The organism is Streptomyces sp. NPDC018610, from assembly GCF_044391765.1.
GTDB lineage: Bacteria > Actinomycetota > Actinomycetes > Streptomycetales > Streptomycetaceae > Streptomyces.
In genome coordinates this window covers 1-25,049 of the sequence record NZ_JBISAL010000014.1, presented here as the reverse complement: position 1 = coordinate 25,049, position 25,049 = coordinate 1, and the positions used below count along the sequence as shown (strand labels likewise).

Below are 25,049 nucleotides of genomic sequence, written 5' to 3'. Positions count from 1 at the left end.
CCAGGCGTCGACGGTGCGGGGTGTGCCGATGGCGTGGGGCGGAACGAGCGGCCGGGCGCGGTGGTGCGCCGCGGGGTGTGCTCTCCGGGGCCGGACCGGTGCGGTCAGCGGCCGGCGGCCCGGGGCTCGGCTTCGGCGGTGGCGTCCTCGCGTCCGATGCGGCGCAGGGAGGGGTCGGCGACGGTCACCGCCAGGAACAGGACGCCGGCGGCGAGCATGAACCAGGCGAGATGGTGCAGCCCGCCGGTGTCGGCGCGCTGCCCGTAGAAGGCGCCGTCGGCCGAGGACGCCGCGATGGCGCCGAGGTAGCCGAAGGTCCGCAGCAGCCCGGCGGAGGAACCCATGCGCTCCGCGTCGGCCTGGTGGTAGACGCAGTTCTGCAGGGCGAGGCTGTTCAGGCCCTGCGGGACACCGAGGACGATCACCACGGCCAACAGCATCCACAGCGGGCTGTCGCCCCGCAGGAGCAGCAGCAGGGCGCACGCGACGATCTGGCCGACGGCGCCGACCAGGAGCTTGCCGCGCACCGCCTTGCGCCGTCCGGTGAGGGCGGAGACGACGATCGCCGTGGTGAACAGGGGCAGCTGCACCAGGCCGGCCTGCGAGGCGGACAGGCCGCGCCCCTGCTCCGTCCACTGGGTGTAGCCGTACAGGAAGGCGTAGCTGACGACGTAGCAGAGCAGGGCCCTGCCGTAGGTGGCGACGAGCGGCAGGTTGCCGCCGAGCACCCGCACGTCGATGAAGGGCCTCGGGGTGCGCAGCTCGCGCCAGGTGAAGCCGGCGCCCGCCGCGAGGGTCAGGACCGGCAGGTACCAGGCGCCGGCGCCGATGTCCATCAGGAACAGCAGCAGGCACACGAGCGCCACGGCGAACAGGCCCATCCCCGGCAGGTCCAGGTCCCTCACCGGACGGCGGCCGTCCTCGCGGCGCGTTCCCGGGGTCGCCGGAAGACGCCGGGCGCCGAGGTACAGCCCGACGAGGGCGAGCGGGACGTTCACGGCCAGGGTGGCGCGCCAGCCGCCGACGCCGATCAGCAGACCGCCGAGGCTGGGGCCGACGACGGCGATGGTCTGGGTGGTCAGTGCGAGCGCGGTCAGCACCCCGGCGGGGCTCTCCTGTCCGGTGCGCCGGGCTTCGCTGCGGATGAGGAACATGGCGGCCGGATAGCCGGAGCAGGTGCCGAAGCCGAGCAGCACCCGAGCCGCGATGAGCACTCCCAGGTCGGGTGCGAGCATGCCCACGACGCCGGCGATCCCGGTCAGCGCGGTCCCGGTCAGGAACAGACGGCGGGGCCCGAAGAGGTCGATCAGCCGCCCCATGACGGGCTGGCCTATGGCGGTGGCCAGGTACAGGGCCGAGATGAGCCATGCCGTCCGGGAGGGCGGGGCGCCGAATGCGGCGCCGATCGGCACCAGCGAGACGGAGATGATGGAGGAGTTGACCGGGTTGAGCGCGGCGCCCGTCATCATCGGGGCCAGCAGGCGCCGGTCGAACCCGCCCGCGGAACCGCCGCCCTTGTCGGGCCGCAGGCGCTGGAGGACGCGCGCCAGACCCGCGCTCACGAGCGCACGATCCGCTCCAGCACGGCCGTCGCCTCCAGGAGGACGCGGCGCTCCTCCTCCGTGCACCGGTCTTCCAGGGCGCGGGCGAGCCAGCCCTCCCCGGCCCTGCGGCGGTCCTCGAGGAAGGCGTGTCCGCTGTCGGTGACGAACACCAGCTGACGACGGCCGTCCTCGGGGTCCGGGCGGCGGTCGACCAGACCGCGCTCGGCCAGGACGCCGACGACGACGGCCACGGACTGGTGCCGTACGCCCTCAGCGGCCGCCAGGTCGCTGACCGACGCCTCGCCGTCCTTGTCGAGCCGGCTGAGCACGGACGTCTGGGAGGGGGTGAGGTCGCTGCGGCCGTAGGTCTCCCGCAGGCGGCGCCTCAACCGGCTGAACACCACGCGGACCTCGTGAGCCGCGTGCGCGGCCGACGCGGACACGCCCTCCGGGCCCTGCTTCGTCTCCTTCATGAATGCAGAGTAACTTGCGCAGTCTGGACTGCGCAAACATTCCTGCGCATGTGGCCCGGCTGCCGGCGGGTCGCCGGCGGGACCGGTCGAAGCCCCTCCGCCGCCTCATGCCGTCGCTCGCGCTCACCGGGAGCGGGAGAGCTGTTCGCGCACCCATCCGGGATCGGGGTTGACGTGCGGCCGGCCCGCCACGACGACGGTCGGCACGGTCTCGTCACCGCCGTTGGCCGCCCTCACCACCGCCGCTCCGTCGGGGTCGCGCCAGATGTCGACCCAGTGCAGCCGGCGGGCGCTGCGGCCCAGCCGGACGCGCAGCCGGATGCAGTACGTGCACCCCGGCCGCCAGAAGACGACCGGCCGTCCGTCCACCGCGCTGCGCCGCTGCGCCTCCGGCGCGCTGATCGACCTGGGGAAGGCCAGGGGCGAGTTCACGACCGCGAGCAGCACGAACACCAGCAGCAGCGCCGCGGCCACGCCCGGCCTCCCGCCGGACAGCGGTCCGGCAGCGACGACCGAGCCGCAGAGCACCAGCGATACGGGGACGATCCAAGCGCGTGTCATGAGGCCGAAGGCTACCGAGGCGCCGCCAGGTGCCGTATGACTCCGCCCGTATGACTCCGCCCGTATGACTCCGCCCGTGCGGCTCCGCCTCCGCGACACCGGCCGGGGTGACCGGACGGGCCGCCGCACGGGAGGGCTGCCCGCGCCCCGCCCCCGGCCCGCGAAGTCCGGGCGTGCGCCTGCGGTCCGTCGCGCGGGACGGACCGCGGGGGCGGTGGGCGTGCGGCGCACCCGTCTTCCCGGTGCGCGGCGCACCCGGCTTCCCTGTTCCGGTTCAGGTCGAGGAGGACGCCGAGGAGGCGCCGCCGGCCGCCGGGCCCTCGCCGCTCAGGACGAGCTCCTTGGCGCGCCGGAACTCCTCTTCCGTGATGTCTCCGCGTGCGCGCATGCCGGAGAGTTTGGCCAGTTCGTCGGCGCTCGTGGGCCGGCTGCCCCCTTCCGCCGTCCGCTTGATGTAGGCGTCCAGTTCCGCCTGCTGGGCACGGGCGTGCGCTATCTCGCGGTGGCCCATGTCCTTGCCACGGGCGATGAGGTAGACGAAGACGCCGAGGAAGGGCAGCACGATGACGAAGATCAGCCACCCGGTCTTGCCCCAGCCGCTCAGAGTGTCGTCGCGGAAGATGTCGGCGATGACGCGGAAGAGCAGGACGAACCACATGATCCACAGGAAGAACCACAGGAGCGTCCAGAACATGCTCAGCAGCGGATAGTCGTAGGCGAGGTACGTCTCGGTGTTCATCTCTGCTCCGTTCCGGGCGAGTGCCCAGCCACCGACACCGGTCGCTCTCAGCGTGCCCACGCCATGGGACGACCGCCCTCACCCGGGACGGGTGAAGTCCGAAGCGGACGCGCTCGCGAGGTCCGAAGTGGACGCGCTCGCGAGGTCCGAAGCGGACGCGCTCGCCGGGACCGGGGACGACGCGGACGCGGGCGGGACCCGGGACGGACCTCGTCCGTCCGGTCACGGGTCATCCGGGCAGTTGCCTCATCTCGATCACCCGGAGGCCCACCGCCCGGAGGCGGGCCAGCAGGCCGAACAGGTGCGCCTCGTCGACCACTGGTCCGTACAGCAGCGTCTGATCGTCGATCACCACGTGGTCCAGTTCCGGGAAGACCTTGGCCAGCGTCTCCGACAGGTGTCCCTCGACGCGGATCTCGTAGCGCATGCGCTGCTCTCCAGTCGGTGGTCCATGGCGCATTGCTCGCGCCCCAGCATCGCTGAGGCGCGGACGGCCCGGCCCGCCTCGTCGGTCCCCCCGCCGTCCGTTCCGTGCCCTCCATCGCACCTGAGACGGTCACGCGGCGCCTCACCCGTGGCGGGGGGGCATGCGTCCAGGGCCCGGACCGGGGGTTCAGGGGTCCTGTGCCGGTCATCGGTCCGGGACGCTCACAGCAGGCCGAGGCGGCGGGCCCGCCGCACCGCGTCCTGCCTGCGGTTCACCCCCAGCTTCCGGTACACGCTCTTGAGATGCGTCTTCACGGTGTTGACCGACACGTACAGATCAGCCGCGATCTCATCGGTCGACATCACCTGGGCGAGCCGCGTCAGGACGTCGTGCTCCCGGCCGCTGAGCCGCTCCGTCATCACCGGCTCGGCCGCGGCCTCAGGGGCCGGCCCCTGGCCGTCCGGGACCAGCCAGCCGACCGCCAGACAGCGCAGCGCCGACGACGCGAGGAACGGCTCGATCCACGGGCCGGCCTCCCGGAACGGGCGGCGCAGGCGGTCGCGACGGGCTCCCCGGAGGGCGTCGGCGAGCAGTCGGCGGGTGGCGGCGTCGTCCCCTTCCCCGTACGCCGCCCGAGCCCGCACCAGTGCGGCGCGGACCCGCACGGCAGGGCCGGCCCGCCGGTCGGCGACCGCCATGTCGAGCATCGCGAGGGCCGCGCGCCGGTCACCCGCGGCGAGGCGCGCCCGTGCCTCGCCCACCGCGCCCGCCGGGTGCCCGTCGGCCGCCTCCCGCAGCGCCTCGACGGCCGCGTCCGGGTCGCCTTCGCCCAGGCGGACGGCGGAGACGACCAGCGCGGCCTCGCACCGCGCCCAGGGCGAGGCGACGTCGGTCGGCACCGCGGCCGCGGCGGCGGTGGCGCGGAGCGCGGCATCCGGGCGGCCCCGGGCGAGGAGCAGCCGGGACACGGCGAGGGATCTGCCGGCGGCCGCCACCGGGTCCCGCACCACCGGGCCGGACGCCGGGCCGATCAGGTCCTGGGCCCGGCGCAGCTCGTCCCGGTCGACGGCCACGGCGGCCAGGACGAGCTGCGCCAGGGCGCGCCCGGGGGAGCGGGGCAGGCTGAAGCGGTCGGTCTCGGCCAGCGCGGCCAGCGCGGCGCGCTCCGCCCCGCCCGGCCGGCCGTCGAGGCAGTCGATCAGAGCCAGAAGGGCCAGCGCGTCCTGGCGCGGCACCGCCGTGGCGGCCCGGGCACGGCCGTCGGCGACCGGGGCCAGGGCGGCCCGGGCCCCGTCGAAGTCACCGGCCCACACGCGGGTCGCGCCGACGTGGGTCAGCAGGAGGGCGGGGACCTCCGGGTGCCGGTCGAGCAGTTGCGCGGGCACCTCCCGCTCGAGTTCCCGGCCCGCCCTCGCGGCTCGTTCCGCCCGTGCTGGGGATCCCGACAGGCGGGCGGCGAGTGCCTCCAGCAGAGCGCCGCTCAGCCGGGCCGCCGCCGGACCGCTGTCGTCGGCGGCGAGCCGCTGCCCGGCGCGGCGCAGGTGAACCTGACCGCGGGCGACGTCCTGTTCGGCGAGATGACGGGCGGCCCGCACCAGCTCCGTGGCGGGACCGGTCGTTCCGGTCTCCACGACGGCGAACGGTTCGGGCACGTCGCCGAGGCGCAGACCGTTCATCAGCTGTCCTATCGCGAGGTCCTCGACCAGCGCCCCGGCGATGAACTCCCAGTCGCCCGCGGCGGCCCCGTGGGCGAGCATCTCCGCGAGCGTCCCGGACCGCCGCAGCCAGTGCGCGGCCCGGCGGTGCAGATCCGGCTCCAGGCCGGGGCGGCGCTCCAGCAGATGCGCGTGGAGGATCTCCCGGAACAGCGGATGGAGGCGGTACCAGGCGTGCCCGAGGTCCTCGACGAACGCGTTCTCCCGGTGCAGCGCGGCGAGGACGGCCGCGGCGTCCGTCCGCCCGGTCAGCGCGTTCGCCAGATCGGGACAGAAGCGCTCCAGCACGCTGACGCGGAGCAGGAGGTCCTGGGTCCGGGACGACTGCCGGCCGAGCACCTCGGCCAGCAGGAAGTCCGCGACGGTGCTGTGACCCGCCTCGAACTCCTTCAGATACGCCCGTGGATCGGGGCTCTCCCGCGCGGCCAGGGCGCACAGCCGCAGGCCGGCCGCCCAGCCCCGGGTCCGCTCCACCAGCGCGTGGGCCGCGCCGACGCCGAGGTCGAGACCGTGCAGCTCCAGCAGCGCTACGGCCTCTCCCGGGGTGAAGGCCAGGTCGGCGGCCCTGATCTCGGACATCTCACCGGCCGCCCGGTACGTGTGCAGCGGCAGCAGCGGTTCGGTGCGGGTGACCAGGACCAGCCGCAGTCCCGGCCGGGCATGGCGCAAGAGGTAGGCCAGCTGCTCCGAGACGTCCGCGGTGGCGCGGTCGTAGTCGTCGATCACCAGGGTCACGGGCCCCTCCTCGCCCTCCTCGCCGCTGAGCCGGGCGGCGAGCCGGTTCAGCAGCGAGTGACCCGCCCGGTGCCCGGCGGCGGGGCGGCCGAGGCCGAGAGGCAGCCGCGGGCCGCTGGTGTGCAGGGCCCGTGCCACATGGGGCCAGAACATGTGCGGCTCCCCGATGGACGCGTCCAGGGTGAGCCAGGCGACCGGCCTCCCGAGTCCCGCGGCCCAGTCGGCGACCAGCAGGGTCTTGCCCGCGCCGGCCGGCCCGTCGACCATCACCAGCGGTGCCCGCGGCGCCCGGTCGAGGAGTTCGGCCAGGCGCTCCCGGCGCAGGAACGTCCCGGGCCTGGCCGGCACGGCGAATCTCGTGCGCAGGAACGGATCGCCCATCGGATCGACGCTCGGGACGGGAAAGCTCTCCGGGTTCTCGTCGTTCGCTGTCACCACGCTCACCACCCACAGGGCTCGCCCTCCACCTCACCCTGACAGCTTTTCCGCCCGCCCGCGCGCCGCACCCGGCCGACGCGCCCGTGACCAGGCAGTACGTCCTCGGTCGTGCCCGTGGAACGGTCGTCAACGCGCTGGGGCGCCGGCACGGCGTTCGGCGTACTCCCGGCCGACGACGGCTCCGAGCTGGACGACGACTCCCACCGCCACCAGCCACGACAGGATGACCATGACCACGCCCACAGGCCCGTACTTCTGGCTGTTGGCCACGACGGTCGCGGAGAAGAACCGGGAGGAGAACAGCCCGAGACCCGTCCAGCAGATGTCCGTGGCCACGGCCGCGGGCAGCAGGAACCGCCAGGCGACCGAGCCGGCGAGCAGCAGCCACAGGGTTCCCCACCAGAAGAAGAGCGCCAGGACGAAGCCGCACAACCCCTTCAGGGGCAGCGCCGGGAGTGCCGCGTCGACCCGGGTCTGTACCGCGCTGTACGCCACCAGCAGGGTCAGCCAAGCCAGCTGCGCCCCGAGGTCGGGCCACCGGCGTGGACGGACGTCGAACAGGAACTGGTACCAGCTCTGCAGGGTGCCGGCCACGGCGGCCACCCCGGCGATCAGCAGCACGGCGCTCACGAAGGTCAGGGTGCTGGAGCCGGAACCGGATCTGAACAGCGCGGCCACCGCCCGGCCCGCCTTCTGGTCGAGCCCCAGCCAGCCGGTCAGGACCTCGGCCGTGTCCTGGCCGACCGCCGTGGTCAGGAGGATCAGGAAGGGGAAGAAGCAGAGGAAGGCGAGCGCCGCCAGCTGGAACGCGTGGCCGAAGACGTCCGCCGCGCCGAGACGCCGCCGCAGTCGCCCCGCCGTACCCGCCGAAAGGCGCCTGCCCCAGGCACGGCGTCTGTCGAGCAGCCCCCTCGACCACGCGGCCTTGGGGCGGTCGTCCCCGGGGGTGGGGATCCGGAACCTTCCCATACCCGGCAGTCAACAGCGTCGCGGGCGTCTTCGCAGCTCGCGCGGCGCGACCCCGGCTCGAACGGTCCGCGCGAGCGGCGCGCCCGAGCCGGTCCCCGCACACGGCGGGCCTGAGCCGCCCGGCTGGTTGCGGCTCCCCGCACGGCGCGCGTCGTCGACAGCGGCAGGCCGGCGGGCACATGCTGCTGGGAGCCCCGCGAACCGATCAGTGAGAACGCCGACACGAACCCACAGCGGACGGCGCCCTTCGACACGACGCACCACCGCGTCCACACGACGCACCACCGCGTGTCGACGCCTGGCGTCACCGCGAGCCATACCGGTAGGAGCGCCGCCGGCGGGGCGGGCGGCCGTGAAGGAACGAGAGCGTATGCGCGTCATTCCCGGAGCCGGCCCCCGACCTGGCGCCCCCGAATCACCGCTGAGGGGACGGGTCGCCGTCGTGACCGGCGCGGCGCGCGGCGTGGGCGAGGCCCTGGCGCGGCGCCTGTCCGACGCCGGGATGCTCGTCGCGCTGGTGGGCCGCGAGGAGGAGACCCTGCGCCGGGCGGCCGACTCCCTGCCCGGCCGGACCGTGTGCGTGGAGGCCGACGTCACCGACTACGCCGCACTGGAGCGCGCCGCCCACCGGATCGGCGACACACTGGGCCGGGCGAGTGTGGTCGTGGCCAACGCCGGTATCGCCGCGGCCGGCCCCTTCGCTCACACCCCGGCGGACCTGTGGCAGCGGGTCATCGACGTCAACCTCACCGGATCCGCCAACACCGCCCGGGCCTTCCTGCCCCACCTCGCCCGCACTCGCGGCTACTTCCTCCAGATCGCCTCGACCGCCGCCTTCGGCTCGGCCCCGATGATGAGCGCCTACTGCGCGTCCAAGGCCGGCGTGGAGTCCTTCGCCCAGGCGCTGCGCGGCGAGGTCGAACCCGACGGGATCAGCGTCGGCATCGCCTACCTGCACTGGACCGACACCGACATGGTCACGGGCATCGACGACCATCCCGTCCTGCGGGCCCTGCGGCGCAACCAGCCCCGGTTCACCCGCGAAGTGCACAGCGCCGCACAGGTCGCCGACTGGCTGGCCCTCGGCATCGCGCGCCGGGCCCGCCACGTCTACGCACCCCCGTGGCTGCGCTGGGGCCAGCCCTTGCGCCCCGTGTTCCCGGCCGTCGTCAGCCGCCTCGCGCGTCGGGAACTGCGCCGCCAGTCCCCGACGCTCCCGATCGCCGACGCCGACGTCCTGGGCGCGGGGGGCCGCGCGGACCTGGAGGCCTACCGCTCCGCCGGCCGCCCCACTCCTCCCGAGCACCCGTAACCGCACCCCGCGCGGCTTCACGCCGGGCCACCCCGTACCGGGCCCGGCCCGGACGCCGGGCGGTTCAGGCCGTCCCGTGCTCGGTCCGGCCCGCACACCGGGCGGCGGCACAGGCCATCTCGTACCCGTCCCGGCCCGGACACCCGGCGGCACGGTGCTGACCCATGCCTGCCCCGCCCCCTCGGCCGACGGCTGTGAGGGTCCGGGGCAGGCGTGCGCCACGTCGCCTGCAAGAGCGCGTCAAGACCCGTAGGACAGGCTGCGTTGTGGGCCGTCGTGGTCGGCCCGGGCCCGCCCCCACCGAATGGCACACCCCTCAGCCACACGTTCCTACGGAGATCGCCATGCCGCAACGCCCGAAGATGGTTCTCGTCGGCCAGCTCGTCACCGCCCCGTGGGTGTTCGACGCCGCCCAGCGCGTCGGCGTCGACGTGGTGCTCGTCCCCTGGACGGGAACCGACATGGACGCGGCACGGCGGGCCATCGCGGTCACCGAAGTCCTGCCCCTGGACGTCGAGACGGACCCGGACGGCGCGCTGGCGGCCCTCGTCGAGCGCCACCGCACGGACCCCTTCGACGGGATCATGGCGGGCAACGAACTGGTGGTCCCCTTCACCGCGCGCGCCGCACGGACCCTCGGCCTCCCCGGCCTGGCCGAGGAGGCCGCGGCGGTCGTACGCGACAAGCGCAGCATGCGGCAACGGTTGACCGAGGCGGGTCTCGCGGCCCCGCGCTTCACCGTCCTGGAGCGCCAGGAGGACTGGACCGACGCGCTGACCCTGCGCTTCCCGGTCGTGGTGAAGCCGGCGCGCGGATTCTCCAGTCTGGGAGTCGTCCGGGTCGACGACAAGGAGCAGCTCGAAGAGGCCGTCACCAGCACCTGGGAGCTGGTACGGGCCCGCGCGGGGAAGCCCGCCGAGACGGGCGGCGGCAGCGGCGTCCTGGTCGAGGAGTACCTGGACGGGCCGGAGATCTCCGCCGAGTCCCTGGTGCACCGGGGGCGGGTGCGGGTGTGCGCCGTCTCCTGGAAGGGCGAACTCACCGGTCCCTACTTCGAGGAGACCACACTCCGGGCGCCCGCCCGGCTGCCCTCCGAGATCCTGGCCGCCGTCGAGGCGGAGGTCGTCGCCGCCCACCACGCCTTCGGGATCGACGAGGGCGCCACCCACACCGAGTTGCGGCTGGTCGGCGGGGTACGGCCGGTCCTGCTGGAGATGGGCGCCCGCATCGGCGGCGGGGGCTTCATGCACCATCTGGTCCAGGGCAGCAGCGGCATCGACTTCGCCGCCGAGACGGTCCGCGTCCACCTGGGCCGTGAGCCGCTGTGCTGGACGCGGGAACCGGAGGCGGCCGGCCACGCGGCTGCCTACCTCGTCCCGGTCGGCACCGGAGGGACGTTCCGCCGGCTGCGCGGCCTCGACGAGGTGCGCGTCGATCCCCGCGTCGACCACGTGGCGCAGGCCGTCCTCCCCGGCACGGTGCTCCGCCCCTACCCGGCGTGGTCCGCCTACCCGGCGATCGTGCTGTCCCACCACGAGTCGGACGCCGAGGCCGTCCGGTTCCGCGACCACCTCGCGCGGACGCTGCACATCGAGTACGAGGAGCAGGGGTGACCCGGCCGGCGCCGCGCGCCGGCCTGGCGCGGGCGGCCGGCTCGTGAGGCGGCGCGCCACGCCGCGGGCCGGCCGGCCGGCGAAGCGGCGTGCCGCGTCCCGGGGCGGCCTGCCGCGTACGTTCTGGTGGCTCTGGGGCGGAACGCTCATCACCTCCGCGGGCGGCTTCGTCGTGCCGTACCTCGCGATCTACCTGACCACCGTGCGGGACTACTCGGTGGCCTTCACCGGGCTGGTCATGACCGTGTTCGGCATCGGCAGCGGCCTCGCCTCCTTCGTCGGAGGCGTCCTCGCGGACCGACTCGGCCGCCGGGCGGTGCTGCTGGCGAGCGAGGCGCTGTCCGTCATCGGCATGGTGGGGCTCGGATTCGCCGACACCAAGGCCCTCGTGGTCGCCGGCACCCTGGTCGTCGGGGTGGGCCTCAACGCCACCCGGCCCGCCCGGGCGGCGGCCGTCGCCGACCTGGTGGACGAGGCGGACCGGCCGCGCGCCTACTCCCTGCTCTACTGGGCCACCAACATGGGCTTCTCCGTGGCGGCCGTCAGCGCCGGCGCCGCCGCCGAACAGGGCTTCTTCCTGCTGTTCCTGGTCAACGCGACCGCCAACGTGGCCGCGGGCGTCGTCGCCTACCGCTACATCCCCGAGACCCGCCCGGACGCGGCCCGCCCCCGCCGGGAACCGGCCGGCCGGCGGGCGCCGGGGGTCCGCCGGGACCGGCCGTTCCTGGTGCTGCTCGGTTCGGTGCTCCTGCTGGGCCTGATGTTCCAGCAGCCGCTGGTGGCACTGCCCCTGGCGATGACGGAACAGGGCCGCTCACCGGCGGAGTACGGCACCGCCATGATGGTGAACGGCCTGGTGATCGCCGTCTTCCAGCTTCCGCTGAGCCGGCTGGCGGACCGGTTCCGCCCGGAGACCGCGCTGGCCGCGGCCACCCTGCTCTCCGGAATCGGCTTCGGCCTGACCGGAGTGGTCCACACCCTGCCCGGATACGCGGCGACCGTGGTGCTGTGGAGCCTGGGGGAGATCGTGGTGTGGCCGCGGTGCATGGCACTGGTGGCCCTCCTGGCGCCGCCGCACGCCCAGGGCGGCTACCAGGGGCGGCTGCTGCTGGTGTGGAGCTCGTCCGTGGCCCTCGCGCCGCTGCTCAGCAGCCAGCTGATCGAGGCCTCCGGCACCGCCGCGGTCTGGAACGCCTGCGTGGCGCTGGCCGTGGTGGCCGCCGCCGTCCACGTCGTCCTGGCCCGCCTGCGCCGCGACCCCGTGCAGGACCCGGACCCGCTTCTCCAGCCCTGACCCCGCTTCCCCAGCCCTTGACCGGGATACCTCCCCCCACCGACTGCCGGCACCTCGCGGGTCGCTCGACGTTGCGCCCCGGGACGAGTGCAGGCGGAGAAGAACAGCGTGCCGCGACAGCGCGCACGTGCCCGTCCGTCACACCCGGTCCACCGGACCGCCGACCCCCAGGAATCCCCATGTCTCTTCCTCTTCTGGACCTGACCCCGGACGAACTGCTGACCACCACCCGGTCCGTGCGCAAGCGGCTCGACCTGACCCGCCCGGTGCCGCTGGACCTCGTCAAGGAGTGCATCGAGATCGCCCTGCAGGCTCCCACCGGGAGCAATCGCCAGACCTGGCACTGGCTGGTCGTCACGGACGCCGGACAGCGCGCGGAGGTCGGCCAGTACTACCGGCGCGCGGTGAAGACGTACCTGGAGTCCGAGGGTTCCTGCGGGACGCTCTACCCGGAGGACCCGGCCCGTCACGCGGTGCAGCGGCGCGTGGGCGACAGCGTCGCCCATCTCGGGGAGAGGATGGGCGAGGTGCCCGTGCTCGTCATCCCCTGCCTGGACGTGAACGAGGCCCCGGAGTACAACGAGGCCGGCATGTGGGGGTCGATCGTCCAGGCCGGCTGGAGCTACATGCTCGCCGCGCGGGCCCGGCGACTGGGCACCGCCTGGACCACCCTGCACCTGATGTACGAGAAGGAGATCGCCGAACTGCTGGGAATCCCCGACGGCGTCATCCAGTCGGCGCTGATCCCGACGGCCTTCTCCATCGGCACCGACTTCAAGCCCGCCCCCCGACAGCCGCTCGACCAGATCCTGCACCTCGACACCTGGTAGACGGTGTGACGGTCCCGGAACGCGGATCCCGGTGACCGGTGCGGGAAGCCGGCGGCGGCCGGTGACTGCGCACCGGCCGCCGGGACGGTCCGCGTGCGGCCGGGGCGGCGCGGAGCCACCGCGCGGCACTACCGCCCGACGGCGCGTCGGGGCGGCGTCTCCGGCCCGCCCGACGGTGCGCCGGTCACACAGAGAATCATCGTAAGCGCGCGGCGATATCCGACGCGTTGTTTTCGGCAATTGAATGGCCTGCCCGCTGTGAATGGCGGGTGGAGTCCCAGCGGCCTTGCGGCTGCACGCTTCTCCTCTCCCGTGCGCCCGGGAAACCTTACGACCATGACATTCACGCCCCGATCGGGCGGCCCGAATGATCCCGTTTAGGTCGGTCTGGAGAAGTCCCCGCAGCGGATCACGTTGGCTTGATGCCGCACGATCCTCCTCAACTGCCGAAAGCGCTACTTGACGGCACGACGTGACCTGGCCTTTTCTTGAATGGGCTTCGAGTCCGGAGCCGGGAAACGCGCCAGCGAAGGACTGGAAAATGGCCAAAGTCGCAGCACCGAACTTCCGTTCCGTGATCCTGACGCGTCCCGGCCGGTATTTCTCCGCGTGATTTCGGGTGAGGCGGCGGCCGTTCTCGGCCGCGCCCCACCCCGCATGACGGACGGAGTTCGCGCATGACCGTAGCGACTCCTCCCTGGCGGCCGTCCGGACGGTGAGGCGGTGTGTGCGGACGCGGAGACCCCCTGTCGTGCCTCAACCGTGCGGTGGCCGAATCTGCTTGTGCACGACGGGGGTTGACGATGTGGCACCGGACCCCGGGCGCTGCCACATGTGAACGGAAGGGCATTCATGTTACCGGCAGACAACGTTGTCCCCAACTTCGCCGACCAAACCGCCCCGTCCATCACGGTATTCGGTCACATGAGAGTCCGTTTCGGTCAGCGTGACGTCTCCCTGGGCTCTCCGAAGCAACGTGCCCTGTTCGCACTGCTCCTGATCAACGTCGGCAGGACGGTGCCTGTGCACGACATCGTCAACTCCCTGTGGGGGCCGTCTCCTTCCTCGGCCGTGATGGGAACGCTGCACTCATACGTCTCCCGGCTGCGCAAGGCATTCTCCGAGGCCGCGCCGGCCCATCATGACATCCTCGTCAGCATGCGGCACACGGTGCCCGGATATCAGCTGGACATCTCCCCGGAGGGCACCGACGTCAACCGGTTCGAAAAACTGGTGGAATTCGGCCGGGACCGGTTCACCGCCGGGGACCTCGCCTCGGCCCGTCGCACCCTGGGCCGGGCCATGGAGCTGTGGACCGACACCCCCTACAGCGAACTGGCCTCCTACGACTTCGCGACGCTGGAGGCGGCCCGCCTCGACCAACTGCGCCTGCAGGGACTCCAGGTATGGGCCGACGCCTGCCTGGGCCTCGGTTCCTACGACGAGGTGGTCTGGGCCCTGGGCAAGGAGATCCGGCTCAACCCCATGCTGGAACGGCTGGGCAGCCAGCTGATGCTCGCGCAGTACCACAGCGGGTCCCCGGCAGAAGCCCTGATGACCTACGAACGGATCCGCTCCCACGTCTCCGCCGAGCTCGGCGCCGACACCAGCAAGGAGCTGCAGGAGATCCACCGGTCCATCCTGCGCCAGGAGGACCTGCCGCCCTCCCGTTCCCAGCCGCTTCCCGAGAGCCGGACCACGCGGCTGCCCGACGCTCCGGTCCCCGCGGCCGTCGCCGCACCGCCCGGCCGCGCCGACCGGCCCGTCCGGACGCCCCGACCGGTCCGGACGGCCGGGACGGCCCGGCCCGTCCGGCCGGCCAGGCCCTCGCCCCCGCTGGGCCGCCTCGTCGGTCGGGAACGCGAGAGGGAACAACTCCGGTCCCTGGTGACCGGGGACTTCCCCAAACGCACCGTCCTCATCACCGGCGACCAGGGGATCGGCAAGACCCGCCTGCTCAGGGAACTCGAACAGGAACTGGCGGACACACCCGCCGAGGTCGTCTGGGCCCACTGCACCGGACCGCGCGAACCCACACGCCGGACATGGCACCAGGTCGTCCAGAAGGTCTGGAAGGCACGGGGCCGTGGGCCGGCCCGGGTGCCGGCCGGCTTACGGGCCTGCCCTCCCGGTCACGAGCACCACCGGCCCGCGGACGGCGACACCGCCCTGGCCCGGCTCGACGACCTCGACTACCAGCACGCCGTCGTGCAGCTGCTCCTGACCGCCGCCGCCGACGAGCCGCTGGTGATCATGCTGGAGGATCTCCACCTCGCGGATGCCTACACCCTGGAACTGCTCCACCTGCTCACCATGGAGGTCCACGACGCCCCCCTCGTCGTGATCGCGACGGTCCAGGAACACCGGCTCGCCCTCCGTCCCGACCTGCGACGGGCGATGGCCGACCTGCTGCGCGCGGACAGCGTCGGCAACCTCCACCTGACGCCGCTCTCCCCGGTCGAGACGCACGCCCTGATCCACGAACTCCACGGCGCGCCCGTCTCCTGGCACCACGTGTCCTTCCTCCACCGCGCCACCGGAGGAAACCCGTACCTGCTCACCGGGCTCGCCGAGTGCGCCGACCTCACCGGCGTCCACCACGACCTGCTCGGCGCCCTGCCCTTCGGCATGAGGACCGTGCTCCACAGCCGGCTCGCGGAGTACCCGCCCGAGGTGATCGCCGTACTCGAGGTGTGCGCGGTCCTCGGCCCCGCCATCGACCACTGCCTGCTGACCGCCGTACTGGCGCAGCGGCAGATGACGGGCACCGTCGCCGACGCACTCCAGACCGGCCTCCTCACCCGCAACCCCGCCGACCCCGGCGACCTCCGGTTCAGCCAGTACCTGGTGCGCGACCACCTGCTCGCCGGGCTGGACACCGTCCTCAAGGCACAGCTGCACCTGAGCATCGCCCAGGCGCTCGCCGACCGTACGGCCCACGGGGCCCTGTCGGTCGCCGGCCCGGAGCTCAGCCACCACTGCGCCCAGGCGGCCATGGCCCTGGACCCGCACCAGGCGCTGCGCCCGATGGTCGCCCTGGCCGACCGGGCCGAACGGCTGAACCGGCGGGGCGACGCGTGGATGTGGCTCGCACAGGCGTCCGCCGTCCTGCGCACCCGCCCCCTCAAGAGGGAAGCCGCGTGTGCCGACCGCGCCCTGCAGGCCCGGATGGCCCGCCTGACGGCCGTCGGCTGTTCCGGCTGCCCGGACGGCGAACCGTGCGCGCCGACGCCCTCCCGCGGCGAGACCCTCCGACGGGAACTGCCCGCCCCGTGCTTCGACACCCCGCGCCTGAGAGCGGGAGTCACCGCAGGTGTGCGGGAAGCTTGACGGCATCCTTGAACGCGCCTTGGAGAACGCCGTCGCCTTCCCCCCGGCGCACACCCGAGAGGACACGGCCGCACCCGCTTCCGCCCGCACTCCGGCTCCCGACGGTTCCTTGACGCTCTCTTGCGCACCGGCGCCGCGGCGCGATCGGCGGTGTTCCGCACCGATGCGGGCGGCTAGTGTCGAACACGACCCCGCCGCGGGCGCGGCGCGGCGCCCGCAGCGGGTCCCCTCGATCGGTCTTTTCCTCACCCACGCCGACGCATGACGGCGGCTCCTGCCTCCGTCGCCACGGCAGCCACCGAATGAACGGACAGGAGAAGTCCCTTGACCACTTCCATTCCCTCCGTACGGCCGGCCCGACGCCATCTCGCGACCGAGTTACCCGGACCGCGTTCCACCGCCTTCGAGGAGCGGCGCCGCGCCGCGGTCGCCCGAGGCGTCGGCAGCGCGCTGCCGGTCTACGCGGCCGCGGCCGAGCCCGGCCTGCTGCACGACGTCGACGGCAACGCGCTCATCGACCTTGCCTCCGGCCTCGGTGTGACGGCCGTGGGCAACGCGGCCCCCCGGGTCGTCGACGCGGTACGGGAACAGGCCGGCCTGTTCACCCACACCTGCTTCCTGACCAGCCCCTACGCGGGATACGTCGAGGTCTGCGAGGAGCTGTCGAGCCTCACCCCGGGAACACACGCCAAGCGCAGTGTGCTGCTGAGCACCGGTGCCGAGGCGGTGGAGAACGCCGTCAAGGTCGCCCGGGCCGCCACCGGCCGCAGCGCCGTCGTGGTGCTGGACCACGCCTATCACGGCCGCACCAACCTGGCCCTCGGGATGACGGCCAAGAACGCGCCCTTCAAGCAGGGCTTCGGCCCCTTCGCCCCCGACATCCACCGGATCCCCACCTCGTACCCGTACCGCGACCCGGACGGCATGACCGGCGAACAAGCCGCCGAGCGCGCCCTGGAGGCACTGGAGCGGCAGGTCGGCGGGGAGAACGTCGCCGCCGTCGTCGTCGAGCCGGTCCAGGGCGAGGGCGGGTTCATCGTGCCGGCCCCCGGCTTTCTGCCCGCCCTCGCACGATGGTGCCGGGAACACGGCGCCCTCTTCGTCGCCGACGAGATCCAGTCCGGCTTCTGCCGCACCGGGGCCTGGTTCGCCTGCGAGCACGAGGACGTCGTACCGGACCTGGTCATCACGGCCAAGGCGCTGGCCGGCGGGCTGCCCCTGTCCGCCGTGACCGGGCGCGCCGAGGTCATGGACGCCGTGCAGCTCGGCGGCTTCGGCGGCACCTACGGCGGCAACCCGGTGGCCTGCGCCGCCGCCCTGGCGGCGATCGACGTGATGCGCACCCACCAGCTCGCGGACCGGGCCCGGGCCATCGGCGACGCCCTGACCGCCCGCCTGAACACCCTCGCCGAACGGCACCCGGCCGTCGGCGAGGTACGGGGGCGCGGGGCGATGGTGGGCGTCGAGATCGTCGAGCCGGGCGGCAAGCGGCCCGATCCCGGTCTGGCGCAGCGGCTCGCGAAGGCCTGCCAGGCCCGGGGCGTCCTCCTGCTGACCGCCGGCACCCATGGCAACGTACTGCGTTTCCTGCCCCCGCTCGTCATCCCCGCGCCCCTGCTGACCGACGCCGTCGACGTCATCGAGGAGTGCTGTGCCGAACTCATGGGATGACCCCGCCGGGGCGCCGCTGCCCGTCAGCAGACTGGGGACGCTGAAGGTCCCGGCCCAGGGACTGGGCTGCCTGAGCATGAGTTCCTTCTACGGGCTCTCGGACCCGGACGAGGCGATCGCGACCGTCCACCGCGCGGTGGACCGGGGCGTGGTCCTGCTCGACACCGCCGACGTGCAGGGCCTCGGCGAGGGCGAGCGGCTGCTCGGCGCCGCCGTCGCCGGACGGCGCGACCGCGTCATGATCGCCACGAAGGTGGGTCTGGAACGCTCGGCGCGCGGCGAGTTCCTGGGCGTACGCGGCGACCGCGCCTACATACGGCAGCGCTGCGAGGGCTCGCTGCGACGGCTCGGCGTGGACCACCTGGACCTCTACACCAAGCACTGGGCCGCCCCCGGCGAACACATCGAGGAGGCCATGGAAGCCATGGCCGAACTCGTGGCCGAGGGCAAGGTGCGCCACGTGTGCCTGTCGGAGGTCTCCGCCGAGACCGTCCGCCGGGCCCACGCGGTGCACCCGGTCACCGCCGTGCAGAGCGAATGGTCCCTGTGGACGCGCGGCATCGAGCGGGACGTCCTGCCCACCTGCCGCGAGCTGGGGATCGGCGTCATCGCGAGCTGCCCGCTCGGCCGCGGCTTCCTCACCGGCGACGTCACCTCGGCGGCCGGGCTGCGGGAGGCGGACTTCCGGCGCGGCCTTCCCCGGTTCACCGGGGAGAACATCAGCCGCAACCTGGCCCTCGTCGGCGCTCTGCGCACCGTCGCCCGCCGACTGGACCTCACGCTCGCCCAGCTCGCCCTGGCCTGGCTCCACCACCAGGGTGACGACGTCGTCACCATCCCTGGAACGGCCCGCCGGGACCACCTCGACGAGAACCTGGCCGCGGCCTGTGTCACGCTCACCGAGCGGGACCTGAGGGAGATCGAGGCGGCGGTGCCCCCGGGAGCGGTGCACGGCGAACGCTACGGACCGTTCCTCATGGACCTGGTGGACAACTGACCGCCTGCCGCACCACGTGCGCCGAGGCGCCGCTCCCCGCATCCGGGAAGCGGCGCCTTCGTGGAACGGGCCGGCACACCCGCGGCCCGGGTCAGTCGGCGGACGTGCCCTCCGCGGAGCCTATGTAGGCGACCCCCGGGAAGCGCAACGCCAGGTCGCGCACCGTGCCCGCCACCCGCTCGGGGGCCTCACCGCGCAGCAGCAGCCGCTCCAGGATGTCGGCCACCTCCGCCATGTGAGCCTCCTTCATGCCGCTGCGCGTCAGCTCCTGCGTCCCCAGCCGCAGTGCCGGCAGACCGTCGCTGCTGGGCAGGGGAACCGTCGTGCTGCGGACGTTCGCCCGGGTCAGCACCCGCCCCCAGCCGTGCGGCCCCTGCTCCTCGGGGATGTCCACCCAGACCTGGTGGGTCTCCGTCCAGCCGAACTCCTCGCCGGCCACGCCGAATCCGCGCAGCGCCAACTGCGAGGCCAGCGCCCGCGCGTTGGAGACGATCTGCTCGGCATGCTCCACCCGGCAGGGAAGCAGTTCCTCCAGCGTGACCGCGAGCGCGCCGACGTTTCCCGCGTGCGAACTGGACGCCGTGAACGGCACCCGGTCCACGACCTTCTGGGCGAGGGCCTCGTCGTTCGTGACCAGCAGGCCCTTCTGCGGGCCGGGCAGCGTCTTGTGCGTGCTGCCGGAGATCGTGTCGAAGCCCCCGTCGAGGACCAGGGTCCGCGGAGCCGCCGGCAGGATGCCCATCAGGTGTGAGGCGTCCAGGCAGATCAGGGTGTCCGGCGCCGCTTGCCGCAGCAGCCGGGCGTCGGGCAGGCGCAGCATGCTGGACGCGTCGAGGTAGATGACGTCCACGGGGTTCTCCGCGAGCCGTACGGCCAGCTCCTCGTAGTCGATGAGCAGGGTCTTCCGGTCGAAGGGCAGCCGGGAGACGGAGTGCCCGAGGCCCTCGCAGATCGTGATCGTGGCGTAGTGCCCGCCGTCCTCCGGATGCAGCACCATGACACGGCTGCCGGACGGCGCCAGGGCGGTGATGACGGTGTGCATGGTGTGCAGGCCCGACAGGAAGTGCACACACCCGTACCGGGCGCCGTAGAACTCCTTCGCCAGGTCGACACAGTAGGTGTAGACCTCGTCCAGGCCCATGACGTCCCCGTAGTGGGACACGGGCCCCTCGACGTACGGGTAGCGGTTGTTGGCGTCGCTGGACAGCGCCTCCCGGGCCCGCGGGGAGAGCCTGTTCTCGATGGGGAAGAGATTGAGGCTGGGCCGGCGCCGCAGGACTTCCAACACGTCCATGGAGCACTCCTCTGGTCGCAGGGGGAGCAAAGATCGCATGCCTCCCGGTCGCCGTGAGCGCTCCGACGGCTGGTCCACGGGCGTCGGGCGGCAAGGGGGGACGGATCACTGACTGCGTGAAGTGTTCCAGCGCGGGCTTGCCGCTCCCTTGTCGTCCACTGACCTGACTCACGGCACGTCGATGTCGTGGAACAGCGTGTGCAGCGCGCCGAGCACCCGGAGACACGCGTCGACGTCGGTCATGGTCAGACCGCCGTCCACCTGGCGCAGCAGCGCGAGTTCCCGGGCGCGTACGGCGCCGATCGCGGCGCGGCCTTCCTCGGTGAGCCGGATGAGCGACGAGCGACGGTGCGCCGGATTGGCGACGTCCACCACCAGGCCGTGTCGCGCCGCGTCGTTCACCATGCGCTGCACGAACTGCCGGCTGAGCGCTCGCGCCCGCCCCATCTGCGGCACGGTCATCGGCCCCTGGGCACGCAGCAGATCGAGGACGGCGCGTACACCGACCGACAGGCCCTCGGCCGGCATACCCTGCTCCACCTTGCGGTGGACCCGCCGGTAGAGCGGGCCGACCAGGTCGAAGACCTCCATGAGGCGTTCGGCGCGCTCGTCGGCCAGGGACGTGGAAGGGCCCTCGACCCGTTCGTCCGTCATGCACCCATCATGACACTCCGGTTGTCAAGTCGCCGCCCAGGATGACACCTTGACCGTCATGAGTGACGATCTCGCATCCCTCCCGATCCGCACCCTGCGGACCGCGGGCGGCCGCCTCGCCTACCGTGAGACCGGATCAGGGCGGCCTCTGGTGTTCCTGCACGCGGGCTTCCTCGACCACCGCATGTGGCAGGAACAGTTACGGACCTTCGCCCCGCACCACCGGGTCATCGCCTTCGACGCCCTCGGACACGGAAGCTCCGACAACGCGACCGGCCCCTTCCGGCCCGCCGACGACGCCGCCGCACTGATCAGGGCCCTGGACGCGGCTCCGGCCGTGCTCGTCGGTGTGTCGATGGGCGGGGCCACCGCCGTCGACTGCGCGCTCGAACACCCGGAACTGGTCCGCGCGGTCGTCGTCAGCGGCGTCGGCACCAGTGAGCCCCTCTTCGAGGACCCGTGGGCGTCGGCCGTGTTCGCCGCGCAGGGACGGGCGCTGGCCGCCGGCGACCTGGACGGCTGGGTCGACGCGTTCCAGCGGTTCACCGCCGGCCCCCACCGAGACCCGGCCGACGTCGACCCCGAGGTGGTGCGCCGCGTACGGGAGATGGCGCTCGGCACGCTCGGCAAACACGCGCCCGGCGAGCCGGACCACCGGGTGCCGGTCACGGCCACCTGGGAGCGCGCGCCCGGGATCGGCGTCCCGGTGTGCGCGATCAACGGCGCCCTGGACGCCCCGGACCACCTCGCCATGGCCGACCGCCTGGTGAGCCTCGTCCCCGACGGGCGAACCGCCTCGGTGCCGGAGGCCGCGCACTACCCGAACATGGAGAAACCCGTCGATTTCGACGCCGAGCTGATCTCGTTCCTGGAGGTGGTGGCATGAGCAGCGCGCTTCTCGTGATGGATGTCCAACGAGCCGTCGTGGACATCGCCGACGACGGTTCCGGATACCTGCCACGCCTGCGCGGCGCGATCGACGCCGCCCGGGCGGCGGGCATCCCCGTCATCTACGTGGTCATCGCCTTGCGCCCGGGTTTCCCGGAGGTCGGCGCCAGCAACAGGGCACTCGCCGCCGTCGCGCGAGCCGGGCTGCACGTCGAGGGCGACCCCGGCACGGAGATCCACCCCGACATCGCGCCCCGGCCTGGCGAGGTGGTGGTCACCAAGAGACGGGCGAGCGCGTTCTCGGGCAGCGATCTCGACGTGGTCCTCAGGGCGCGCGGCATCGACAGCCTCGTGCTCACCGGCATCGCCACCAGCGCCGTGGTGCTGCACACCCTGTGCCAGGCGAACGACCTGGACTTCGGCCTCACCGTCCTCGCCGACGCCTGCCTGGACCTCGAGCCCGAGGTGCACCGCTTCCTCACCGAGCGGCTGTTCCCGCGATGGGCGGACGTGCTCACCGTCGACGACTGGGTCGATGCCGTCACACCCCGATAGGACGGACCGGGGAGAGGCGGACAGGGAACCTTCCGCGCCGCCGTCACACTTCTTCGTCGCGATCCGTCAGACGGTGCAAGCAGTGTGACGAGCTGGAGGAGACGGTGATGGCGACACGTTCGATGCCGTGGCGCTCATCGCCAAGCCGGTGCCCGGCCGGTCCTTCACCGACCCGTGGAAGCGAGGTCACTCGGGCGGGCCATTCTGCGGGCCGGCCCGGGTCCCGCACCGGGACCCGGGCCGGCCCGCAGAATGGCCCCATGGCCTCATCTTCGGGAACCGGTAACAGCGTTGACCACGGCACGCGTCGGACGCGTCTTTCGGCGACCGCGGCCGCACTGCTGGTCGTCGGCGCGGGACTGGGCCTGCGGGCCGTGGCTGCGGGAGATGTGGCCAAGTACGGCGGGGACGCCCTTTACACCCTGCTGATCGTCGCCCTCGCCGTCCTGGCGGCGCCGAGGCTGACGGCGTGGAGGGCCGGCGCACTGGCGCTGGCGGTCAGTTGGGGAGTCGAGTTCCTGCAGCTCAGTTCTGTGCCGGCGGACCTCTCCCGGCACAGCGCTGCCGCCCGGCTGATCCTAGGTTCCGCCTTCAACGCGCCGGACCTGTTCTGGTACGTGGTCGGCGCGCTGGGCGGATGGCTCGTCCTGGCCGCGCGCGATCGTTCGCGGTGACAGCCGACGCCGGGGCCGTGGCGCAGGCGGGGTCGTAGCCGTCAGCTCCCGGGCCGGAGGCCGGGCCACCTGCTCGGCGACGGGTACGGCCCACAGCCGGTCCAGCGGCTCGCGGTGCCAGGCGGCGCCGGACGCCGCGGACCGGCCGCACCCCGGCCCCGGCGCCCAGACGGCCGGTCGGGGAGATTGCGGCGCCCGGCACGGCCAGGTCCGCCCGCCCGCGAGAGATCACGGTGAATCAGGGCCGTGTCGCAGACCCGGACGCCCCGGCCGGCGGCGCCGGTCGCCCGGGAGCGGCCGCCCGGGAGCGGCCGCTCGGTGCCACGTCCGACACCGTGTAGAGGCGTCCGGCACAGAAGGAGCGACCAAACGAGCGACGCGGCGACCAGCACCCCCCCCACGGCAGGGGCGCGCGTGACCGTACTGATGCACGGACGTGATGTCCTCCTGGCAAGGTGATCAGGATGGACACGTGTGAGGCAGCCGAGCGCCGTTCCAGGACGGGACGAAAGGGAGCCACCGCCCCGATCCGGCTGTTCCGTACGGCAGTCGGGCCGCTCCTTGTCCTGACCGCGGTGCTGTCGGGCCTCGTCGGCTGCGCGCCGTCCTCCGGGCCCGAGCTCGTCGCGCCGTCGGTCCTCTACGTCGCTCGCGACCCCCACAGCACGACCGACCTGCACATCGAGGAGAAGCAGGCCGCCCGGGTCACGGTCACCTTCGACGCCGCCGACCTGAAGGACGTCGCGATCATCGAACCGGCGCTGGACGCCTGCCCTGTCCATCTGCCGGTCTTCCAATGCGAGGGGCAGGACGGCGGCCCCGCCCGCGGAGGGAACCACCAGTACTTCCACCTGAGCCCGGCGCGGGGCACCAAGGCCGGCGACTCGGCGGTGCTGCGCTACCGAGTGACCTCGCCCGGTCTGCCCACCGTCACCGGAAGCTCCCTCATCATGATCGGCAGGCCGACGTTGGCGGTCGACGCGCACCCCGACCGTCTCGACGTCGACCCGGGCGGCAGCCTCGCCGTCTCCCTGACCATACGCAACACCGGCGACGTACCCGCCCGCGGAGTGTCCCTCTTCATGGACACACACGACGGCCTCGCGCCGACCGCCAAGCACAGCAACTGCCGTTACAAGGGCGGCACGACGACATGGTGCCGCCTGCCGGCAGCCGATGTCGTCATCCCCCCTGGCGGGTCCTACCGCCTCGCCGCACGAGAGATCCTCAGGGCCGACCGTGACGCCGTGTATCCCGGCGTCTCGTTCCAGGCCGCCGCCCTGGGAACCGACTACATACCTCCGGACCGACTGGCTTCGCAGTACGAGCCCGGCGACGGCTCCGCACTCCGACTGATACCCGTCGGCGTCCGGACCGGGGACACGCCGGACGGGAAGTCGTCGGAACTGTCGGAACTGAAGGTGACGGTGCACAACAAAGCCGACTTGGTCGCCGTGGCCGGTACCGCCAGGGGACCGATCGGCAGCCTGGCCACCGTGCGCGTCGGCGTACGCAACGACGGCCCCGGGGCGCTGCCCGCCGCGGTCCGGGTCGAGTTCACGGCACCGCCGGGCACCACCGTCGTGTCCTCCCCCTACGACGCCGAAAGGGAGGAGGAAGTGATCGACCAGGACTGCCGTGCTCTCGCCCCGGACGGCACGCCTCGGACCAATCCGTCCGCGAGACAGCCCAGGGCGCGCCGCTACGTGTGTACGGCGAGAGCGGGAGCGGCCGGAACCACGACGACCTTCCCCTTCACCCTCCGCATCGACGAGGACGCCCCCCACCAGGCCGGGCGCGTCACCGTCTCCGACGGCGATGCCGACCGCCCCAGCCATGACGGCACGCCCGCCGACGACACCGCCGAGGTGGCCGTGTCGGTCTGGCCGGGCCCGTCCTGGGCCACCCCGGGCCACTACGAGGCAGCGGCGATCGTCCTCGCGATACTCACCCTCGCCACGGCCCTGGGCGCATGGCACCGCAAGCGAACGCACTGACACCGGCCCGCACTGCTCCATGGTCGAGGGTGGGCCGCAGCCGGAGGTGCGTCGCTTCGGGGCCGCAGCGAGTTGACATGCCTTGCCGCGATCCGTAAGGTCCTTCGGGTTGTCCGGCGTGAGAGCCGACTCCGGTCGGTCCCCGGGCAGCCACTCCGCAAGTCACCACCTCTACTCGACGACAGTCGTGCAATGCGTCTGCCGTTGTTTCATTGGCGCGTGCATTTACGGAATGAGGAATCCACGTTCGCGAGAACGCAGCCCCGATTCGCACGGGGACACGGAATCCGCTAAAGTCTCACTCGTCGGAACGGCCCAACGGACCGGGAAGACAGCCCC

20 protein-coding genes are annotated in these 25,049 nt (G+C 73.0%); 11 read left to right on the top strand and 9 right to left on the bottom strand.

The window, feature by feature from the left end; all coding sequences use genetic code 11:
- Positions 1 to 104: 104 nt before the first annotated feature.
- From ACH5A8_RS30760 to ACH5A8_RS30730, 7 genes are all read right to left on the bottom strand, one after another.
- The gene (locus ACH5A8_RS30760) at positions 105 to 1,562 is read right to left on the bottom strand and encodes an MFS transporter (RefSeq protein ID WP_399007258.1); all 1,458 of its coding nucleotides are present in this window, start codon (positions 1,560 to 1,562) and stop codon (positions 105 to 107) included.
- On the bottom strand, positions 1,559 to 2,017 hold the full coding sequence (locus ACH5A8_RS30755) for a MarR family winged helix-turn-helix transcriptional regulator (protein ID WP_399007257.1): 459 nt from the start codon (positions 2,015 to 2,017) through the stop codon (positions 1,559 to 1,561). The genes ACH5A8_RS30760 and ACH5A8_RS30755 overlap by 4 nt, the downstream gene beginning before the upstream one ends.
- Positions 2,018 to 2,140: 123 nt before the next feature.
- Entirely contained in the window at positions 2,141 to 2,578 is a 438-nt protein-coding gene (locus tag ACH5A8_RS30750) for a glutaredoxin domain-containing protein (protein ID WP_399007256.1), read from the bottom strand.
- A 274-nt stretch (positions 2,579 to 2,852) separates the two neighbouring features.
- On the bottom strand, positions 2,853 to 3,317 hold the full coding sequence (locus ACH5A8_RS30745; RefSeq protein WP_399007255.1) for an SHOCT domain-containing protein: 465 nt from the start codon (positions 3,315 to 3,317) through the stop codon (positions 2,853 to 2,855).
- A gap of 229 nt (positions 3,318 to 3,546) precedes the next feature.
- Positions 3,547 to 3,744, bottom strand: coding sequence for a hypothetical protein (locus ACH5A8_RS30740; RefSeq protein WP_399007254.1), 198 nt, complete (start codon positions 3,742 to 3,744; stop codon positions 3,547 to 3,549).
- Positions 3,745 to 3,965: 221 nt separating this feature from the next.
- Positions 3,966 to 6,575, bottom strand: coding sequence for a LuxR C-terminal-related transcriptional regulator (locus tag ACH5A8_RS30735; protein WP_399007407.1), 2,610 nt, complete (start codon positions 6,573 to 6,575; stop codon positions 3,966 to 3,968).
- A gap of 183 nt (positions 6,576 to 6,758) precedes the next feature.
- On the bottom strand, positions 6,759 to 7,601 hold the full coding sequence (locus tag ACH5A8_RS30730) for a YhjD/YihY/BrkB family envelope integrity protein (protein ID WP_399007253.1): 843 nt from the start codon (positions 7,599 to 7,601) through the stop codon (positions 6,759 to 6,761).
- Between the two features lie 370 nt (positions 7,602 to 7,971).
- Between ACH5A8_RS30730 and ACH5A8_RS30725 the strand changes: the two genes are divergently transcribed.
- The 7 genes from ACH5A8_RS30725 to ACH5A8_RS30695 all read left to right on the top strand — a co-directional run bounded on the left by ACH5A8_RS30725 (position 7,972) and on the right by ACH5A8_RS30695 (position 18,648).
- Positions 7,972 to 8,913, top strand: coding sequence for an SDR family oxidoreductase (locus ACH5A8_RS30725; protein WP_399007252.1), 942 nt, complete (start codon positions 7,972 to 7,974; stop codon positions 8,911 to 8,913).
- 344 nt (positions 8,914 to 9,257) lie between these two features.
- Positions 9,258 to 10,526, top strand: a complete 1,269-nt coding sequence (locus ACH5A8_RS30720; protein WP_399007251.1) for an ATP-grasp domain-containing protein — start codon at positions 9,258 to 9,260, stop codon at positions 10,524 to 10,526.
- Between the two features lie 43 nt (positions 10,527 to 10,569).
- Positions 10,570 to 11,820 carry an MDR family MFS transporter gene (locus ACH5A8_RS30715; RefSeq protein WP_399007250.1) on the top strand — a complete coding sequence of 417 codons (1,251 nt, stop codon included), beginning with the start codon at positions 10,570 to 10,572 and terminating at the stop codon, positions 11,818 to 11,820.
- Between the two features lie 179 nt (positions 11,821 to 11,999).
- Entirely contained in the window at positions 12,000 to 12,650 is a 651-nt protein-coding gene (locus ACH5A8_RS30710) for a nitroreductase family protein (protein ID WP_399007249.1), read from the top strand.
- 924 nt (positions 12,651 to 13,574) lie between these two features.
- A complete protein-coding gene (locus ACH5A8_RS30705) occupies positions 13,575 to 15,980 on the top strand; it encodes a BTAD domain-containing putative transcriptional regulator (protein WP_399007248.1) in 2,406 nt (801 codons plus the stop codon).
- A 324-nt stretch (positions 15,981 to 16,304) separates the two neighbouring features.
- Positions 16,305 to 17,651: a 4-aminobutyrate--2-oxoglutarate transaminase gene (gene gabT / locus ACH5A8_RS30700; RefSeq protein ID WP_399007247.1), complete on the top strand. Its 1,347-nt coding sequence runs from the start codon at positions 16,305 to 16,307 to the stop codon at positions 17,649 to 17,651.
- Positions 17,632 to 18,648, top strand: coding sequence for an aldo/keto reductase (locus ACH5A8_RS30695; RefSeq protein WP_399007246.1), 1,017 nt, complete (start codon positions 17,632 to 17,634; stop codon positions 18,646 to 18,648). The genes gabT and ACH5A8_RS30695 overlap by 20 nt, the downstream gene beginning before the upstream one ends.
- Positions 18,649 to 18,739: 91 nt before the next feature.
- On the opposite strand, the gene ACH5A8_RS30690 is transcribed toward ACH5A8_RS30695, so the two are convergent.
- Both ACH5A8_RS30690 and ACH5A8_RS30685 read right to left on the bottom strand, forming a co-directional pair.
- A complete protein-coding gene (locus ACH5A8_RS30690) occupies positions 18,740 to 19,942 on the bottom strand; it encodes a serine hydroxymethyltransferase (RefSeq protein ID WP_399007245.1) in 1,203 nt (400 codons plus the stop codon).
- 168 nt (positions 19,943 to 20,110) lie between these two features.
- Positions 20,111 to 20,596, bottom strand: coding sequence for a MarR family winged helix-turn-helix transcriptional regulator (locus tag ACH5A8_RS30685; RefSeq protein WP_399007244.1), 486 nt, complete (start codon positions 20,594 to 20,596; stop codon positions 20,111 to 20,113).
- A gap of 58 nt (positions 20,597 to 20,654) precedes the next feature.
- On the opposite strand from ACH5A8_RS30685, the gene ACH5A8_RS30680 reads away from it, so the two are divergent.
- The 4 genes from ACH5A8_RS30680 (at position 20,655) to ACH5A8_RS30665 (ending at position 24,710) form a co-directional block, all read left to right on the top strand.
- Entirely contained in the window at positions 20,655 to 21,482 is an 828-nt protein-coding gene (locus ACH5A8_RS30680; protein ID WP_399007243.1) for an alpha/beta fold hydrolase, read from the top strand.
- Positions 21,479 to 22,039, top strand: coding sequence for a cysteine hydrolase family protein (locus ACH5A8_RS30675; protein WP_399007242.1), 561 nt, complete (start codon positions 21,479 to 21,481; stop codon positions 22,037 to 22,039). Before ACH5A8_RS30680 ends, ACH5A8_RS30675 begins: the two co-directional genes overlap by 4 nt.
- Positions 22,040 to 22,299: 260 nt before the next feature.
- Positions 22,300 to 22,713 carry a DUF2809 domain-containing protein gene (locus ACH5A8_RS30670; RefSeq protein WP_399007241.1) on the top strand — a complete coding sequence of 138 codons (414 nt, stop codon included), beginning with the start codon at positions 22,300 to 22,302 and terminating at the stop codon, positions 22,711 to 22,713.
- A gap of 464 nt (positions 22,714 to 23,177) precedes the next feature.
- A complete protein-coding gene (locus ACH5A8_RS30665) occupies positions 23,178 to 24,710 on the top strand; it encodes a hypothetical protein (protein WP_399007240.1) in 1,533 nt (510 codons plus the stop codon).
- The last annotated feature ends 339 nt before the right edge of the window (positions 24,711 to 25,049 follow it).

Excerpts from the sequence above, each read along its gene's own strand:
- ACH5A8_RS30755 (WP_399007257.1), bottom strand. The coding sequence starts at position 2,017 with ATGAAGGAGACGAAGCAGGGCCCGGAGGGCGTGTCCGCGTCGGCCGCG.
- ACH5A8_RS30750 (WP_399007256.1), bottom strand. The coding sequence starts at position 2,578 with ATGACACGCGCTTGGATCGTCCCCGTATCGCTGGTGCTCTGCGGCTCG.
- ACH5A8_RS30745 (WP_399007255.1), bottom strand. The coding sequence starts at position 3,317 with ATGAACACCGAGACGTACCTCGCCTACGACTATCCGCTGCTGAGCATG.
- ACH5A8_RS30740 (WP_399007254.1), bottom strand. The coding sequence starts at position 3,744 with ATGCGCTACGAGATCCGCGTCGAGGGACACCTGTCGGAGACGCTGGCC.
- ACH5A8_RS30735 (WP_399007407.1), bottom strand. The coding sequence starts at position 6,575 with ATGGGCGATCCGTTCCTGCGCACGAGATTCGCCGTGCCGGCCAGGCCC.
- ACH5A8_RS30730 (WP_399007253.1), bottom strand. The coding sequence starts at position 7,601 with ATGGGAAGGTTCCGGATCCCCACCCCCGGGGACGACCGCCCCAAGGCC.
- ACH5A8_RS30725 (WP_399007252.1), top strand. The coding sequence starts at position 7,972 with ATGCGCGTCATTCCCGGAGCCGGCCCCCGACCTGGCGCCCCCGAATCA.
- ACH5A8_RS30720 (WP_399007251.1), top strand. The coding sequence starts at position 9,258 with ATGCCGCAACGCCCGAAGATGGTTCTCGTCGGCCAGCTCGTCACCGCC.
- ACH5A8_RS30710 (WP_399007249.1), top strand. The coding sequence starts at position 12,000 with ATGTCTCTTCCTCTTCTGGACCTGACCCCGGACGAACTGCTGACCACC.
- ACH5A8_RS30705 (WP_399007248.1), top strand. The coding sequence starts at position 13,575 with ATGAGAGTCCGTTTCGGTCAGCGTGACGTCTCCCTGGGCTCTCCGAAG.
- ACH5A8_RS30690 (WP_399007245.1), bottom strand. The coding sequence starts at position 19,942 with ATGGACGTGTTGGAAGTCCTGCGGCGCCGGCCCAGCCTCAATCTCTTC.
- ACH5A8_RS30685 (WP_399007244.1), bottom strand. The coding sequence starts at position 20,596 with ATGACGGACGAACGGGTCGAGGGCCCTTCCACGTCCCTGGCCGACGAG.
- ACH5A8_RS30680 (WP_399007243.1), top strand. The coding sequence starts at position 20,655 with ATGAGTGACGATCTCGCATCCCTCCCGATCCGCACCCTGCGGACCGCG.
- ACH5A8_RS30675 (WP_399007242.1), top strand. The coding sequence starts at position 21,479 with ATGAGCAGCGCGCTTCTCGTGATGGATGTCCAACGAGCCGTCGTGGAC.
- ACH5A8_RS30670 (WP_399007241.1), top strand. The coding sequence starts at position 22,300 with ATGGCCTCATCTTCGGGAACCGGTAACAGCGTTGACCACGGCACGCGT.
- ACH5A8_RS30665 (WP_399007240.1), top strand. The coding sequence starts at position 23,178 with ATGGACACGTGTGAGGCAGCCGAGCGCCGTTCCAGGACGGGACGAAAG.